The 16,995-nt window shown below is 66.3% G+C and carries 12 protein-coding genes and 1 pseudogene; 7 read left to right on the plus strand and 6 right to left on the minus strand.

All coding sequences use genetic code 11. The features are described 5' to 3' along the window. Positions 1–846 precede the first annotated feature (846 nt). Positions 847–2,334 (plus strand): adenylate/guanylate cyclase domain-containing protein, encoded by a 1,488-nt coding sequence (locus MNAB215_RS18220; RefSeq protein WP_425436544.1) that lies wholly within the window; start codon positions 847–849, stop codon positions 2,332–2,334. Here the strand turns inward: MNAB215_RS18220 and MNAB215_RS18225 are convergent. Both MNAB215_RS18225 and tap read right to left on the minus strand, forming a co-directional pair. Next, complete coding sequence (locus MNAB215_RS18225) at positions 2,331–3,650, minus strand: FAD-binding oxidoreductase (RefSeq protein WP_108637785.1); 1,320 nt, start codon at positions 3,648–3,650, stop codon at positions 2,331–2,333. The genes MNAB215_RS18220 and MNAB215_RS18225 overlap by 4 nt on opposite strands. Positions 3,651–3,718: 68 nt before the next feature. Further along, positions 3,719–4,959, minus strand: a pseudogene (gene tap, locus MNAB215_RS18230) (multidrug efflux MFS transporter Tap). 72 nt (positions 4,960–5,031) lie between these two features. On the opposite strand from tap, the gene MNAB215_RS18235 reads away from it, so the two are divergent. The 3 genes from MNAB215_RS18235 to MNAB215_RS18245 are packed head-to-tail and all read left to right on the plus strand — an operon-like array spanning position 5,032 to position 8,078. After that, on the plus strand, positions 5,032–5,859 hold the full coding sequence (locus MNAB215_RS18235; RefSeq protein ID WP_077080065.1) for a uracil-DNA glycosylase: 828 nt from the start codon (positions 5,032–5,034) through the stop codon (positions 5,857–5,859). Beyond that, entirely contained in the window at positions 5,856–6,989 is a 1,134-nt protein-coding gene (locus tag MNAB215_RS18240; RefSeq protein ID WP_077080066.1) for an FAD-binding protein, read from the plus strand. Before MNAB215_RS18235 ends, MNAB215_RS18240 begins: the two co-directional genes overlap by 4 nt. A gap of 45 nt (positions 6,990–7,034) precedes the next feature. After that, on the plus strand, positions 7,035–8,078 hold the full coding sequence (locus MNAB215_RS18245) for an LLM class flavin-dependent oxidoreductase (protein ID WP_077080067.1): 1,044 nt from the start codon (positions 7,035–7,037) through the stop codon (positions 8,076–8,078). Between the two features lie 26 nt (positions 8,079–8,104). On the opposite strand, the gene MNAB215_RS18250 is transcribed toward MNAB215_RS18245, so the two are convergent. The 3 genes from MNAB215_RS18250 to MNAB215_RS18260 all read right to left on the minus strand — a co-directional run bounded on the left by MNAB215_RS18250 (position 8,105) and on the right by MNAB215_RS18260 (position 13,022). Further along, positions 8,105–12,025: a bifunctional diguanylate cyclase/phosphodiesterase gene (locus tag MNAB215_RS18250; protein ID WP_077080068.1), complete on the minus strand. Its 3,921-nt coding sequence runs from the start codon at positions 12,023–12,025 to the stop codon at positions 8,105–8,107. Positions 12,026–12,136: 111 nt separating this feature from the next. Further along, a complete protein-coding gene (locus MNAB215_RS18255; RefSeq protein WP_077080069.1) occupies positions 12,137–12,583 on the minus strand; it encodes a nitroreductase family deazaflavin-dependent oxidoreductase in 447 nt (148 codons plus the stop codon). 10 nt (positions 12,584–12,593) lie between these two features. After that, positions 12,594–13,022 (minus strand): HIT family protein, encoded by a 429-nt coding sequence (locus MNAB215_RS18260; RefSeq protein ID WP_077080070.1) that lies wholly within the window; start codon positions 13,020–13,022, stop codon positions 12,594–12,596. A gap of 59 nt (positions 13,023–13,081) precedes the next feature. On the opposite strand from MNAB215_RS18260, the gene MNAB215_RS18265 reads away from it, so the two are divergent. Beyond that, complete coding sequence (locus MNAB215_RS18265; protein WP_077080071.1) at positions 13,082–14,470, plus strand: amidase; 1,389 nt, start codon at positions 13,082–13,084, stop codon at positions 14,468–14,470. Here MNAB215_RS18265 and MNAB215_RS18270 read toward each other — a convergent pair. Next, on the minus strand, positions 14,465–14,959 hold the full coding sequence (locus tag MNAB215_RS18270; protein ID WP_077080072.1) for a DNA-deoxyinosine glycosylase: 495 nt from the start codon (positions 14,957–14,959) through the stop codon (positions 14,465–14,467). The two genes, MNAB215_RS18265 and MNAB215_RS18270, sit on opposite strands and share 6 nt — an antisense overlap. 40 nt (positions 14,960–14,999) lie before the next feature. On the opposite strand from MNAB215_RS18270, the gene MNAB215_RS18275 reads away from it, so the two are divergent. Beyond that, positions 15,000–16,130 carry an adenylate/guanylate cyclase domain-containing protein gene (locus tag MNAB215_RS18275; RefSeq protein ID WP_245830349.1) on the plus strand — a complete coding sequence of 377 codons (1,131 nt, stop codon included), beginning with the start codon at positions 15,000–15,002 and terminating at the stop codon, positions 16,128–16,130. 246 nt (positions 16,131–16,376) lie between these two features. Then, positions 16,377–16,955, plus strand: a complete 579-nt coding sequence (locus tag MNAB215_RS18280; RefSeq protein WP_077080073.1) for a hypothetical protein — start codon at positions 16,377–16,379, stop codon at positions 16,953–16,955. Positions 16,956–16,995: the final 40 nt, after the last annotated feature.

Genomic DNA, 16,995 nt, shown 5'->3' on the forward strand with positions numbered 1-16,995 from the left:
CGCTCCGCGATCACCCGTGTTGACTTTGTAATTTTAGCAGTAATAGAGGGCACACTGCTTGGTTTCGGGACGGGGCGGCCAGTTTGGCGTACGTTCATCGCGATCGACGTCAGCGGCCGGCAGGGCACAATACGTTGGGTGCCGCGAGGATCTGGCCTACACAAGCAGGTGCGGCGCAGCATTGGCGTAAACCCTTGCAATAGCCCGCTTCTGGTCCAGGCCGCTGTAACCGTGCATCACGGGGCGGCCGATCGGCGGACGTGGACTTGGCAAATGAGGCGGCGGCCGACAGGATGACCCCCGGTCCACAGGAAACTACCCGTCACCAGCAGGCAACCGCTCGGGCTGGACAGGACTCACTCCTGCTCCTGACTGGGAACGGTTTGGACGCTTTCCCTGTTATCTTCGTAAGACTATAAAGATACAGAGAATAGTGCTCTCAACTTTAAGGCGGCATGCCACGCACACTCAAGCGCTCAGGAAAGTCAGGCCGCGATCGGGTCGATCCCCCTCTGCCCGCCATCCAAATCGGCATTCGGGCAACCACATAGGAACTCCGTAGCGGTTCGACGATCGCGCCTGCCCATCGGCCTGAACGAGTCGGACAACCCGGTTTTGACGATAGAAGGAGGCCCGGACGACCACCATCGAACACACCGATCACAAGCTTGAGGCGACAGATGCGGCCATTAGTCCTGACGAGGTCATTACTGAACTCCTCGCCGCACCGGTGCCTCACCCGGCTGTGAGCTGAACATGCGACGCCGTCACGCACGGGGGATCGAGCAAGGGAGGCTGAACAGCACGTCCAGCGCCCCAACGCTTTTGGCCCGCTATGCGGCCGGACTGACGCTTGCGCACACCCTGGCTGCAGCCGAGGTGGTGCTGGTCGTGTTGTCGCTGGCCCGAGGAACAGGCAGCGGGATCCACGCACTGCTATCGCTGAAAAACCTATTCACCGTTGTGGGTTTGGTGGTGCTGGGATCGGTGATGGCGTCAGTGGGGGCCGCAGTTTATGTCGCGCCGGCGGTGCGCTGGTATGTCACTGGGCAGGAGCCCGATGAGCGCCAGAGTCGCGTGCCGACCCTAATCGTCGAACGGCAGTCAATGATCGAGTTGGCGAGTTGGGCTTTGGGTGGTGCGGTGTTCCTGGCGGTTAATCACGCAGCCGGTCCCGATGCCCTGTTGCTGATCGGTTTGTCGGCGCTGTTTGGGGGCGCAGCGGCAACCTGTATGGGCTACCTGATCACGTTTCGCACCCTGCGGCCGGTGATCGCTATGGCGATGCAGTCCTCCGATACCGGGCCGCGTTTACCGGGCGTACGAGCCAGACTGCTGATCACTTGGCTGTTGTGCAGCGCGATGCCCTGCGGCGCGATCGCCCTTCTGATCCTGTTGCACGTCAACGGTTGGGTCATCGAAAAGGCGTTATCCGTCGAGATGCCGGCGCTCGTGTTGTCAATGGTGGCTTTACTGCTCGGATTACGGGCGATCAGTGTCGTATCGAGGTCGATATCCGAGCCGGTGCGCGAAGTGGTGGATGCGATGGCCGCGGTCGGGTGCGGCGATACCGACCGCTTCGTCGACGTTTACGAGTCCTCTGACATCGGGCATCTGCAACGCGGATTCAATCGGATGGTGGCTGGACTGGCCGAAAGGGAACTACTGCGCGATTTGTTCGGCCGCCACGTCGGTGTCGATGTCGCACGGCGGGCTTTGGCCGGGACCGCAACCGCTGACGGCGAAGTTCGTGATGTCGCAGTGCTGTTCGTCGATCTCGCCGGCTCTACTCAGCTGGCAGCTAGTCGCCCACCTGCGGAAGTCGCCGGGCTGCTCAACGAGTTTTTCCGAATCGTCGTCGCAGAAGTTGACCGATGCGGAGGTCTTATCAACAAGTTCGAAGGCGATGCGGTGCTGGCCGTCTTCGGCGTACCACTCCACACCGACGGGTGGGCGGATGCGGCTTTGCGCACCGCACGCGCACTAGGACACGAGTTGCCGCAATTGGCCGATGTCGACTTCGGCGTTGGTGTATCAGCCGGACCGGTATTCGCCGGCAATATCGGCGCCGAAAACCGTTACGAATACACCGTTATCGGTGATCCCGTCAACGAGGCCGCACGCCTGGCCGACCAGGCCAAGAACTGCCCTACCCGAATCATGGCGTCGGGCGCTGTGATCGCGGCAGCGGGACTAGACGAAGCACAACGCTGGCAACATCGCGGCCCACTACACTTGCGCGGGCGGCCCACTGCCACGCAGGTCTTCGAACCACGAAACGTGACGTACTACTCGCTTCGCGACGCGGGATCCGACGCCAGAAGGCAAAACTAAATCGCCGCGCCGGGATTGAGGATGCCCAGCGGGTCGAGTGCCTGCTTGATGCGCTGGTTCAACTCCATCACCTCGGGCCCGAGGTAGCTGTCCAGCCACGGTCGCTTCAACCGACCGACACCGTGCTCCCCGGTGATCGTGCCGCCCAAGCCGATGGCCAGGTCCATGATCTCGCCGAACGCCAGATGCGCCCGCTCCGTCATCGCGGCGTCGGCGGGGTCGTACACGATGAGCGGATGCGTGTTGCCGTCGCCGGCATGCGCGATCACCGAGATGATCAGGTCACGCTCGTCGGCGATGCGCGCAATCCCGGTGACCAGCTTGCCCAGCGCCGGCAGCGGCACCCCGACGTCCTCGAGCAGCAGCGAGCCCTTCGCCTCGACCGCCGGAATGCAGAACCGGCGGGCGGCGACGAACGCCTCACCCTCGTCGGGATCGCTGGTGGAGAACACGTCGATGGCGTCGTTGTCGGCGAACACCGAAGCCATCAATTCGGCGTCCTGGGATCCGCCCTGCCCGCGTTCGTCGGAGCCAGCCACCAGCATGGCCGCCGCCCCACGGTCCAAGTCCATCCGCAAGGTGTCCTCGACGGCGTTGATCGCCACCGAATCCATGAACTCCAGCATCGCGGGCCGTAGCCGCGCGGCGACCCCGAGCACCGCGTCGACCGCCGCCTCGACCGTGCCGAAGGTGGCCACCACCACGCTCGACGAGTTCTGCGCGGGCAGTAGCCGCAGCGTCACTTCCGTGATGACGCCGAGCGTGCCCTCGCTACCGACGAAAAGCTTCGTCAGGCTCAGGCCGGCGACGTCCTTGAGGCGGGGACCGCCGAGCCGGACCGCGGTGCCGTCGGCCAGCACGACCCGCATGCCCAGCACATAGTCGGTGGTGACGCCGTACTTCACGCAGCACAGGCCGCCCGCGTTGGTGGCGATGTTCCCGCCGATGCTGCAGATCTCGAACGACGACGGGTCGGGTGGATACCACAAGCCATGCTCGGCGACGGCCTTCTTCACCTCGGCGTTGAACAGCCCCGGCTGACATACCGCGGTCCGGGTGATCGGGTCGACGCTGATGTCGCGCATCTTCTCCGTCGACAACACGATCCCGTCATCCAGTGCCGTCGCCCCGCCCGACAGGCCGCTGCCGGCGCCGCGCGTCACCACCGGCACCCGGTGGGCGCTGGCCCAGCGCAGGACGGTCTGCACCTCTTCGGTGCATCGGGGGCGCACCACGGCCAGCGGTTTACCTGCGGCGGGATCCAGGGCGCGGTCCTGGCGGTACCCCTCGGTTACCGCCGGATCGGTGACCACCATGCCGTCGGGCAGATCGGCGATGAGGTCCGCCAACGCTGCTGCTGTCACGGCGCGCTCACGGCCCAATCCTACGGCTCCTGGTCACCGGCAAACTCCGGCGCGCGGTCCAGTTCGCGCAGCGACGGCAGCCCGCAAGCCACCAGTCCGACCAGCACGATGGGCACCGCCAGCGTCAGGAAAGTGACCTTCAGCCCAGCGGCGTCGGCCAGCGGGCCGGCGACGAGCAAGCCCAATGGGCCCGCCGAGAAAGTGAGCCCCGTCATCACCCCGACGACTCGACCGCGTAGCTGCTGCGGAGCCCGGGTCTGCATCACGTAGTTGTAGATCGGCTGAATCGGCCCGTAGACCAAGCCGGTCACCCCGCACAGCACCAGGATCAGCGGCAACGGCGGCAGGAACGCGATGCCGATCGCGGCCACACCGAACGTCAGCGTTGCGGTCAGCACGGCTGTGCGGCGCCGCAGGTATTGGAGAGCGCGGCATAGCCGAGGGCGCCTGCCACGCCGCCTACCCCGAGTGCCATCAGCGCCCAGCCCAACTGCGTGGGTTGGTGATGCTCACTGAAGTATTTGGGAAACAGCACGCTTTCCATCGGCAAGTACAAAGCGGTGACGACCAAGTCGATCAACCCGAGCGTCCGGAGCACCCGCAGGTTCCAGACGAACCGCACCCCTTCGGCCACGCCGGACACCAATCCGTCGGGCCGGGTCGTGTGGTGCGGCTTGCCTATCCCTTCCAGTCGCAGCGCTCCAATTGCGAGGAAGGACAATGCGAATAGGGCCGCCGTGATCCACATCGTGTCGATTCCGCCAACCGTGGCGATCATCAAACCGCCGATGCCCGGGCCCACGATGTAGGCCAGGTTCAGGATCGCCTCGTAGACGCTGTTGGTGCGGTCCAGCGACCAGCCGGCGCGGGCGGCCGCCTCCGGCAGCATCGACTGGCGCGCGGTTGTCCCGGCCGGGTCGAAGGCGGCCGAGAAGAAGGCCAGCACGGCTAGCATGACCAGGTTGGTTGCGCCGCTGCCGAACAACAACGCGGTCAGCGGGACGGCGGCGACCGCCGCGCCGGACAGCGAATCGGAGACCAGCGACACCTGTCGGCGCCCGAAGAAATCGACCGCGGTGCCGGCGACCAGCGTGGACAGCACCAAGGGCAGCGTCATCGCGGCGGCCACCACCGCCGCGTCGCTCGCACTGTCACGGTGCTGCAACGCCAGCCACGGGAAGGCGACAATCGAGATGCCGGTACCCGCGGTCGCCATCAGCGTGGCGAACAAGATGAGGAAGGCCGGGCCGTTGCTTTTCATCGCATATCGCGGCTGAATTTAACGTCAAAGCGGCGTCGCAGCTACCGAATTTCGTCATCACGACACCGAAGAATGCAGGATGTTCATGTGCTCGCCCATCCGAATACCGGTCAGTTGTTCAATTCCCCTGTCGAACCCGGCACCGGGTGGCCGGGCGATCCGGCCACCCCGCAGACTGCGGTGGCCGCCGATGCCGCGCAGGTTTCGGCGTTGGCGAGCAGCGCCACGTCCCTTGCCGACCTCAACGCGCAGGTCAGCGTGTGCCGGGCCTGCCCGCGGCTGGTCAGCTGGCGCGAGGAGGTGGCGAAGGTCAAACGCCGATCTTTTGCCGAGCAGCCGTATTGGGGCCGGCCGGTGCCGGGCTGGGGATCCGAGCAGCCGCGCCTGGTGATCGTCGGCCTGGCCCCGGCCGCCAACGGCGCCAATCGGACCGGACGGATGTTCACCGGTGACCGGTCCGGAGACCAGTTGTACGCGGCGCTGTACCGGGCCGGGCTGGTGAACCAGCCGACCAGCGTGGACGCCGCGGACGGATTGCGGGCCAACAAGATTCGGATTGTCGCCCCGGTGCGGTGCGCGCCCCCGGGCAACTCGCCGACGCCCGCCGAGCGGATCACCTGCTCGCCGTGGCTGGACGCGGAATGGCGGCTGGTGTCCGACCATGTCCGGGTCATGGTGGCGCTGGGCGGGTTCGCCTGGCAGATCGCGCTGCGCTTGCCGGGCGCCATCGGCACCCCCAAACCGCGTTTCGGTCACGGGGCCGTGGCCGAGCTACCCTCGGGTGTGCGCCTGCTCGGCTGCTACCACCCGAGCCAGCAAAATATGTTTACCGGTAAATTGACTCCGGCGATGCTTGACGACGTATTCCGGCTCGCCAGGAAGCAGGCAGGGATTCGGTGACTGAGGTTTTGGTTTCCGGCGCTAGTGTCGCCGGCACGGCGTTGGCGTATTGGCTTGGGCAGCATGGGTATTTGGTCACCGTGGTGGAAAGTCACCCCGGGCTGCGGCCCGGCGGGCAGGCGATCGACGTGCGGGGTCCGGCACTGGCGGTGCTGGAAGCCATGGGACTGCTGCAGGCCGCCGCGGAGCGCAAGACGAACATCCGCGGGTCTTCCGTCGTCGACCGCGACGGCAACGAGCTCTCGCGCGACACCGAATCGACCCCGACCGGCGGACCCATCGACAACCCCGACATCGAGTTGCTGCGCGACGACTTGGTCGAGCTGCTCTACGAGTCGACGCTGCCGAGGACCGAATATCTCTTCGGCGACAGCATCGCCTCGTTGGACAACCGGGGCCCGGCGGTTGATGTGAAATTCGAGTCAGGATCCGCCCGCACTTACGATCTGGTGATCGGTGCCGACGGTCTGCATTCCAATGTGCGCAAGCTGGTCTTCGGGCCGGAGGACCGCTTCATCAAGCGGCTGGGCACGCACGCCGCAATCTTCACCGTCCCTAACTTCTTGGACTTGGACTACTGGCAGACCTGGCACTACGGCGACTCCACGATGGCCGGGGTGTACAGCGCGCGCGACAACAGCGAAGCCCGGGCGATGCTGGGCTTCATGGACGCCGAGCTGCACCTCGACTACCGCGACACCGAAGCTCAGTTCGCCGAGGTGGAACGACGGATGGACGGCGAGGGCTGGGTGCGCCCGCAGCTACTGAAGTACATGCGGACCGCACCGGATTTCTACTTCGACGAAATGTCGCAGATCGTGCTCGATCACTGGTCAATCGGCAGGGTGGCGCTGGTCGGGGATGCAGCGTACTGCTGCTCGCCGTTGTCCGGGCAGGGCACCAGCGTCGCCCTGCTGGGTGCCTACATCCTTGCCGGCGAGCTCAAAATGGCCACCGGCTTTGACGGCTACGTTGACCATGGCCGTGGTTTTATCAATTACTTCAAGCGCTTTCACGCCTACGTCCAACGCACTCAGTTTCTGGCCACCGACAACATTGCCGGCGGTGCGCCGATATCGCAGGAGCAGTTCGATGCCATCGTGCACTCCATCACGCTGCTGAAGTATTGACCACCGACAGGGAACGTTCACGCCACCGGGCGCGTTGAGCTCTTCGTGCGTCTTTCCGTCCTCGATCTCGTCCCGGTGCGCACCGATCAGTCGACCGGCGACGCGCTGGCCGCCACCGTGCAGCTGGCGCAGGCCGCCGACCGGCTGGGCTTCACTCGCTACTGGGTCGCCGAACACCACAACATGCCGTCCGTGGGCGCGACCAGCCCGCCGGTGCTGATCGCCTACCTAGCGGCGCAGACTTCGCAGCTGCGGCTCGGGTCCGGCGGGGTGATGTTGCCCAATCACGCGCCCCTGGCGGTCGCCGAGCAGTTCGCCCTGCTCGAGGCCGCCGCGCCCGGCCGGATAGACCTGGGCATCGGTCGTGCACCCGGCTCCGACCCGGTGACCTCCTACGCGTTGCGGGGCGGCCGCTCACCGGCTGAGCAAGATCGCGACATCGAGAACTTCCCGGAATACCTCGACGACGTGGTGGCGCTGATGAGTGCCCGCGGCGTTGTCGTCCCGCTGCGCTCCGGCGACTACCGTCTCAAGGCCACCCCGGCCGCCGCCAGCGAACCGCGCGTGTGGTTGCTGGGCTCGTCGATGTACTCGGCGCGTCTGGCCGCCGCCAAGGGTTTGCCCTACGTGTTCGCTCACCATTTCTCCGGTGAGGGCACCGAATCCGCACTCGAGGTTTACCGCTCCCAATTCAAGCCCAGTGCCGCCGCGGCCGAGCCCGTGACGTTTCTGACGGTGAATGCCGCGGTGGCCGAAACACGTGACGAGGCAACGGCATTGATGTTGCCCAATCTGCAGATGATGGCCCGCCTACGCACCGGCCAGCCACTGGGGCCGGTGCCTCTGGTCGAAGAGGCTCGCGTCGCGCCGCTGACCGAACAGCAGCAGCACATCGTGGACAGCGGCCTGCGGCGCGCCGTGCTGGGCACGCCGACCGAGGCCGCCGACCAATTACGCGCTCTCGCAGACCGTTTCGACGTCGACGAGGTCATGGTGCATCCGGTGGCATCGGCTCACCGCGGCACCGACCCCGCTACCGCGCCGGCCCGGGTAGCGACCCTGGAACTGCTGGCCAAGGAATTGTTCTAGCCGTTCGCCTCGGCCACTCCCGCCTGCTATGGGTGGGCCGGATTGGGTTGGGCCACATGCTCGCTGACCCATTGCTCGAGATCGTCCGGTGACAGCGGTGGGGTATGCACGTAGCCCTGAGTGATCGTGCAGCCGAACCGGTGCAACGCGCTCAAGGTGACCTCGTCTTCGACTCCCTCGGCGACGAGGTCCGCTCCGAGGCTGTCCGCCAGCGCCACCGTGGACCGCACAATGGCGACCGATCGAGCGTCGTACGCCAGCCGTGCCACGAAAACCCTGTCGAGTTTCAGCTCGTCGACCGAGACATCCTGCAGGCGGGCCAGCGACGACCAGCCGGTGCCGTAGTCGTCGATCGAGACGCGAACGCCGATGCGCCGCAGCTCGGCGACGGTATTGCGGGACCGCGCCGAGTCGACGAGCGCGCTTTCGGTGATCTCGACGATGAGCGCGTCGGCGGGCAATCCTTCAGCCAGCAGCAGTTGTTCGATCGTGCCGACAAGTTCGAGGTCGAGCAGGTTCGTCGTGGAGAGGTTCACCGCGACGGACGAGACGATGCCCCGGTCGCGCCACAGCCGGATCTGCTGGAGGGCGAGCTTGAGGGTGCGATCGGACAGCTTGCGCATCAGCCCGGCGCGCTCTGCGGCGGGCAGGAATTCCTCGGGTTGCAGCAAGCCGCGACGCGGGTGTCGCCAACGCAGCAGTGCCTCGACACTGTGCACGCTCCCGTCGATCCCGTCGATTTTGGGCTGGTAGTGCAGCGCCGGCTGGTCGCCGTTGAACAGCGCGGTGCGCAACTCCGCGAGCAGGCCCGGGTCGTTCTCGCGATACGCCTCGAATGCCGACTCGTAGACCGCGACCTTGCTGACGGCGGACTTGGCGTGTCCGATGGCGGTTTCGGCGCGACCCAGCAGATCCTGCGGATGGTCGCAATGGTCGGGATACAGCGCAATGGCGACCCGGGCGTCGACTCGCGCGGTGACCGGATCCAGCTCGAAGGGGTCGGCCAGAGCCTCGAGCACGCGGCCCGCCTGGGTGCGCGCACCGATGAGGTCGGATCGCTCGGCCAGCAGGATGGCGAATTCGTCGGCGCTGACGCGCGCGAGCAGATCCCCGCGGCGCACGGTGCGCGCAAGTCGATTCGCGATGTGACGCAACAACTCATCGCCGAGATGGCCACCGAGTGTGTCGTTGATCTCGTCAACCGCGGCAACACTGACCAAGAGAAGTGCCTTGCGCGACGACATCTTGATCGCCACGCCGGGACTAGCCGGCCCGGAGCCGGACAACGCGGTCAAAGCCGTCGCCAGCGACCGCCGATTGGGCAGCGTGGTCAGTTCGTCGGTCATGGCGTGCAGGTGGCTATCGGCCTCCATGCGGACGTCCCGGAACGTCAGCGAAAATCGCACGGCGACAGTGATCAGGCTCAGGCCGCCCAAAAGGTTTGCCAGACGCGAATTTTGATCCCAGACCGCAACCAGGAGCGCCACCGCCGCCCACGCCACTGGCACGGCGTAGGAACCGGGTCCGCGTCTCGGCGGCGGCACCGACAACCGGGGGTAGCAGCTGGCCATCGCGACCAGCAGGGACGAAGCCGGCCAGAGGGCGTCAAGCGTGCTGCCGATCCGGTATGAACCCGCAGAGGTCTCGAAGAGATACGCGGTGTCGGCAACCGCAAAGCCGACCAACCCCACGAAGAGCAGGACCCAGCGGAATCCACTGCGCCAGCCCAGGATTGGCAAGATGCTGGCGGCCAGGGCCAACAGAACTAGATCGCCCCACGGATAGATCAGGCCGACGAGAACCGTGTCCGGTGCCCGAGCCGCGGCCGCGCGGAACGGACCTGCACGCAACGCCACCGCCAGCGCGGCGATCGCCAACCCGCAGACCAGTGGGTCGAGCCGCACCGGAATCGGCACCCACTTCAGGCGGGCCCGAAGCAGCAGCAACAGACCAAGATAGACAAACGGATAGAACGCCAGGTACTCCGGATCAGCCACCGACGGGGACTGACCGTCCGGCACCCACAGGCCGTAGACCACGTCGCCGATCGCCGAGCACGTCATGCCGATCGCGATCAGAGCCCAGGCCAACCGGTCGGCCGCGAGGAGCCAGGCGCGCAGCGCGATCAGACCGGCTGCCATCAGGTTCAGCACCGAGTACAAAGACCTGGCGAACAGCGCGGTGTGGCTTTCCTGTGGATCGACGAAACTCGTCACGGCAAAGGCGAACACGCCAATGATCAACAGCCATAGGATAATTCGGACAGGAAGCGGGGACCACCGAACGCCATCATCGGCGGTCCGCGGTTGACCTTCCGCCGGCGTCGCGGGTTGGGCGATCGGCGGTGGCGCCACCGCTGTCGTCGCTGGGACGATTGGGGGCGCTGCCCAATCGTCCAAGGCCGACACCTCGCCGGCCGACTGCGTCAGGGTATGAGGGAAGGACGCGTCGTCGACAAAGCTTCGGATGCATTGGCCGCCCGCGCGTTTGGCCGCATACATGGCCAGGTCGGCATGACGGAGTAGCTGGTCCACGGAGCAGTCGGATTCGGCGGTCGCGACGGTGAAGCCGATGCTCGGTTGGACCGCCACCGGAACGTTTTCGATCACGATCTGTGGCCGGAACGCCGCGAGGACGCGACGCGCCGTCGCCTGCGTTTGAGCGACGGGGCCCTCGACGAGAACCGCGAATTCGTCACCGCCGAGGCGCGCGACAACGCCCATTTCGCCCACCGCGGCGCTGAGACGGCCCGCGACGCAGACCAGGAGCTCGTCCCCCGCGGGGTGGCCCAGCGCGTCGTTGACCGATTTGAAGTTGTCGAGGTCGAGGCAGAGCACCGCGATCGGATTGGTGTCGGAACCTTTTCGGGCCACCGCTTCTTCTAATCGATGAAGGAAATGTGCGCGATTGGGTAGACCTGTCAAGCTGTCCCGAAACGCTTCCCGCGCGACTTCGGTCAACAGCTTCTGGTTTTCGATGAGGACGACGAACTGCCGGGCGAGCACCGCGGCGACGAGGATCGCCAGCGCGAAAAGCATCGGCCCGTGCGCCATCAGGCCGACCGCGTGCCCCAGGCCGACCGCGGCGGCCAGCAGCAGCGGCACATACGGCAGCGAGAGCAGGGCCCGCGACAACACCGCGCTCCGTCCGGACGCCGTGGGGGACTCGTTGACGCTCGACAGGGCCGCCAGCGCGATCAGTCCCAATCCGGCCACTCGGCCCAGGTCGCCGAGGTCGCTGACGTGGTAGCTGCCTATTCCGGTATCGAACACCGTTGCGATGTCGGCAACGCTGATCGTCGCGGTTCCGCACGCCACCAGGCTGCGGCTGGGCCGTTCACCGGGTTGGCCGCGCGACAGCATCAGGATCGCCGTCGTCAACAGGACGACATCGTTGAAGACCTCCGCGAGGGTCGCGAGCTGTGAGCCGGTGCCCTTATGCAGCTGTTCGTCCAGGACGAATACCCAGGAGACGACGAACAGTGAGGTGGCCAGGATCAGGCCGTCCAGCGCCAGTCGTCGTTGGCTGTGCCGATTCAGATTCGACAACAACACCAGAGACGCCATGGCGCCGATCGGCCATGCGAGGAGGACGATCTCGGCCGCGGCCGGGTGGGTGGCGTGATCGAGGTCCGGACGCACGTCGTAGACCGCCCAGATGAACTCACCGATCGCCCAGCCCGCCGCGGCGACCACCATCGCCAGCCAGCCGAGTCTGCGGCGCCCGGCCGCGGAGCGGGCCGCGTAGGCCGCGCATGCCCCCGCGAACAGGACGCACACCAGCGTGACGAATTCGTCGATCGGCCGGGTCGCGTAGGCGCCCGTCCATCCCAACAGTGACGAGGCTGCGATCAGCGACGCCGCGATCGTGTAGCCCACGACGATGGACCAACCGATGCGTGTGGCCAGCCCGAACCGCTGCCACGGATTTCCCGTCCAGCGATTCATAGCCGTCACCCCGTCTGCGCCAGCGATGAACGGGCGAAAGCTTCATCGCGTTAGGGCAGAATAAACCGCCGGAATGTGTCAGCTGCAGCTTTTTTTAAGCTCGTCGAAGTTTTACGTCGGCGTCAGGACCACGACCGGGATTGGCCGCGACGTCTTGGTCTGATAGGCGTAGTACCGATTGCTGTTGTTGTCATTGACGATCTTCCACAGCCGCGCGTAGTCCGGATCCTCGGGGAGTACCGGGCGGGCTATCACGCTCAAACGCCTTGGCCCGACGTTGATTTCGACGTTCGGGTTCTTCCGCAGGTTGTGATACCAGCCGGGTGCCCGCGGATCGCCGCCCTTCGAAGCCACGACGAGGTAGTTTTCGCCGTCGCGCGCGTAGGTCAGCGCGGCGGTCCGGGCCGCACCGGTCTTGGCGCCGACGGTGTGCAGCAGCAGGCTGGGAATCAACAGCAGCCGATGCCCGATCCAGCCGTTCGTCTTGCGATAAACGACATCGTGTATGCGCAACACGCGCGGCAGGAGATCTTGCTCCACCCAGGATGGAAAGGCCATCAGCCCAGTATTACGGACTGGCGTCGATGCGGGCCAGCGCGTCGCGCAGGATCTGCCCGGTGGCCTCCCGGTCCGGATCCCGGCGCAGCACCATGCCCTTGGCGACCGACAGCTTGTCGCCGTTGCGGCGTGGCAGTACGTGCAGGTGAATGTGGAACACCGACTGAAAGGCGGCCCGGCCGTCGTTGATCCCGATGTTCGTCGCGTCGGCCAACTCCGTCGCCCGCGCCGCCCGCGCGATCCGCTGACCGATCGTGATCATGCCGGCCAACGTCTCGGGCGGGGTGTCGGTGAGATCGACGCTGTGTCGCTTGGGGACCACCAGGGTGTGGCCGCGGGTGAACGGGCGGATGTCGAGGATCGCCAGGTAGTCGTCGTCTTCGTAGATCCGGATAGCCGGGGCCTCCCCGGCGACAATCGCACAGAAAACGCAGGACATGCCGTCACGGTACTGGGCCGCCCACGGGCTTGCGGTGATCAGGGGGATACGCTGCCGCAGTGGATGCTCGCGAACTGGCCTTTGCCGGCGCGGCCGCACAGGCACGACTGCTCGCGGACGGCGAACTGACCGCACCGCAGCTGCTCGAGGTTTACCTGGAACGGATTGCGCGCCTGGATCCCCAGCTGCGCTGCTACCGCGTGGTGCTGACCGACAGCGCGCGCGACGAGGCCTATGCGGCCCAGGACCGCCTCGATGCCGGCGAGCGGCTGCCGCTGCTCGGCGTGCCGATCGCGATCAAAGACGATGTCGACGTCGCCGGCGAAGTGACGGCGTGCGGCAGCGGCGGCCATCGCCCGGCCGTGACCTCGGACGCGGAAGCCGTGCGCCGGCTGCGCGCCGCGGGCGCAATCATCATCGGCAAAACCAATGTGCCGGAACTGATGATCTTTCCGTTCACCGAGTCCCTGACCTTCGGGGCGACCCGCAATCCGTGGAATCCCAACCGGACTCCTGGAGGCAGCAGTGGGGGCAGTGCCGCTGCGGTCGCGGCCGGGCTGGCTCCGCTGGCGCTGGGATCCGACGGCGGCGGCTCGATTCGGATTCCCGCTAGCTGGTGTGGGTTGTTCGGCGTCAAGCCGCAACGCGACCGCGTCTCCCTGGAACCGCACGACCAAGCGTGGTACGGGCTGTCCGTCAATGGGCCCATCGCGCGGTCGGTGCTGGACGCGGCGGTGTTCCTGGACGCGACGTCGACGGTGCCCGGACCCGAAGGCGAGTTCGTCGCCGCCGCGACGAGCAACCCAGGCAAGTTGCGAATTGCCTTGAGCACCAAGATCCCATCGATTCCCGTCCGGGTCGGGCGCGAAGAGTTGACGGCCGTCCACCAGGCCGGCGCGCTGCTTCGCGACCTGGGCCATGAGGTCATCACCGCCGACCCGGACTATCCGCGGGCCTCGCTGTTCGCGAACTTCCTGCCCCGCTATCTGCGCGGCATCAGTGATGACGCGGACGCGCAGGCGCATCCTGAACGTCTCGAATCGCGCACCCGCGGCATGGCGCGGATGGGTTCGTTCTTCTCGGACCGCAGCATGGACACGGTGCGGAGCGCAGAAGAGCGCGTCAGCGCCCGAATCCAGGCGATCTTCGACGACGTCGACGTGGTCATCACACCGGGCACCGCCGCGGGCCCGTCGCGCATCGGCGCCTACCGGCGCCGCGGTGCGGTGTCCACGTTGTTGGCTGTCTCCCAGCAGGTTCCGTACTTCCCGGTCTGGAATCTGACCGGCCAGCCCGCCGCCGTCGTGCCGTGGGACCTCGACGGCGACCGGCTGCCGATGTCGGTGCAGCTGGTCGGTCGGCCCTACGGCGAAGCGACGCTGCTGTCGCTGGGCGCGCAGATCGAACGGGCACGGCCGTGGGGGCAGCGGCGACCGCCGGTGTCATGAAATCGCCCGCCATGCGGCCAGCTTCGCGCCCGGCCGCACGGCGTGGGCCGGGCTGGTGGACGGCAGCCGTTGGAAGTCGATGCGGTCGGTGTCGCGCTGTTCGACCAGCCTGCGGTAGAGCTCGCAGGCTTTGGCCCCGTTGAAGTACACCCGCGCGATCGCCGGATAGCTCGCGAATAGCTCACCGAAGTCGTTGGCCACCAGGCTTTTCGGATCGATCGCCGAGTCCGCACTGCCGATGCGCCGGCACTTGTGCAGCACATCCCACAGCGCGACACCATGGGATTGCAACGCGCGCAGCCGCACGTCGTACGGCGCATCCGCGTCGAATCCAAAAAGCTCGCCGGTGATCGGCCAGAACGCATTTCGCGGGTTGCCGTAGTACTGGTGATTGGCCAGCGATTGGACGCTGGGAAACGAGCCCAGGATCAACACCGTGGCCCGGTGGTCGACCGCCGGCGGGAAGCCGTGCAGAAGCGTTGCGCTCATCACTTCACATCATTGCGGGTCGGCGTTGTACGTTGGCCAGGTGGACGACGGCGTCGGTCAGGACATCGACGATCTCCTCGACGGACTTGACGGCGCCGCACGCACGGAACGGGCCGAACTCGTCCAGTGGCTGCTCGAGCAGGGCATTACCGCGGACGAGATCCGGGCGACCAACCCGCCGCTGCTGCTGGCCAGCCGCCACCTCATCGGCCACGACGGCACCTACGTGTCGACTCGGGAGATCAGTGAGACCTACGGCATCGAGCTGATGCTGCTCCAGCGTGTTCAGCGCGCCATCGGTCTGGTCAGGGTCGACGACCCCGATGCGGCAGTGCATATGCGTGCCGACGGTGAGGCTGCGGCCCACGCCCAGCGGTTCGTCGAGCTGGGGCTCAACCCCGATCAGGTGGTACTCGTCGTCCGGGTGCTGGCCGAGGGTTTGTCGCGCGCGGCCGAGGTCATGCGCTATACCGCCCTGTCGGCGATCATTCGTCCGGGGGCCAGCGAAATCGACATCGCGAAAGGATCGAAGGCGCTGGTCGGCCAGATCGCACCAATGCTGGGGCCGATGATCCAGGACATGCTGTTCATGCAGCTGCGGCACATGATGGAGACCGAAGCGGTCAACGCCGGCGAGCGCGCCGCCGGCAAACCGCTCCCGGGAGCGCGCGAGGTGACGGTCGCCTTCGCCGACCTGGTGGGCTTCACCAGGCTCGGCGAAGTGGTGTCGGCCGAGGAGCTCGGGCAACTCGCCAACCGGCTGGCTGATCTTGCCCGCGACGTGACCCGACCCCCGGTGCGGTTCATCAAGACGATCGGCGACGCGGTGATGTTCGTCAGTCCCGATCCGGCGTCCCTGCTGGATGTCGTGCTCAAGCTGGTCGAAATCGTGGACAGCGACAACGACTTTCCCCGGTTGCGCGGGGGAGTCGCGTCCGGGATGGCGGTGAGCCGGGCCGGTGACTGGTTCGGCAGCCCGGTCAACGTGGCAAGCCGGGTCACCGCTGTGGCGCGCCCCGGCACCGTGCTGGTCGCCGACTCGGTCTGGGAGGCCATCGGCGATACCGGCGCATTCCAGGTATCTTTCGCCAGTGCCCGACGCCTCAAAGGCATCAAGAGCGAAGTCAAACTTTTTCGGGTCCGCCGAGGCAATGACCCCACAACACGTTAGGGCAGGCCCGGGCGACGCTGGGGGGCGTCGACTCCGTCTTGCGCGTGTCGTCCGCGGCCGGCTTGCTGCCCCTTTTCCGGCGCTTTGAATTGGTCGCTTCCGGGCCTGCTTCGTTACCCAAAATACAACTCCGAGCAGCGCATATCAATGTTTTTCCGTCCCGCGTTAACCCTCGCGACTTCCAAGGGGCGTTCGCCGGGGGCGAACGCAGTTCCATTACAGCTGTAACGGTGTAATCATGTAATCATGAAAACGCATCACACCAACCGGCGTGGCCGCCCCGGCGGCTGGCAGCAAGCCGCCCAACCCGACGCCAGCGGCGCCGCGGAATGGTTTGCCGGACGCCTGCCCGAAGCCTGGTTCGACGGCGATCCCACGGTCATCGTCGACCGCGAAGAGATCACGGTCATTGGCAAGCTCGCCGAACCACATGCCACCGGACAAGACGAGAGCGAAGCCCGTGCGGCGGGCAGGGTCTCACGCTTTCGCGAGGAAACCCGTTCGGAGCGAATGCATATCGCCGACGAAGCCGAAGATCGCTACGGCCGCAAGGTTTCCTGGGGCGTGGAGATCGGCGCCAAGGACGGCGCCGAACGAATCCTGTTCACGCACATCGCGGTACCTGTGATGACCCGGTTGAAGCAACCCGAGCGCCAGGTGCTCGACACGCTGGTCGACGCCGGCGTGGCCCGGTCGCGCGCCGACGCCCTCGCGTGGTCGGTCAAGCTGGTCGGTGAGCACACCGAGGAATGGCTGGCCAAGCTGCGCGACGCGATGTCGGCGGTCGACGACCTGCGGGCGCAAGGGCCGGATCTACCGCAGTAATCCAATAATGCTGTGCCACTTGGGCATCGACCACGGCGGT

The sequence above is a fragment of the Mycobacterium numidiamassiliense genome (genome assembly GCF_900157365.1).
GTDB classification, from domain to species: domain Bacteria; phylum Actinomycetota; class Actinomycetes; order Mycobacteriales; family Mycobacteriaceae; genus Mycobacterium; species Mycobacterium numidiamassiliense.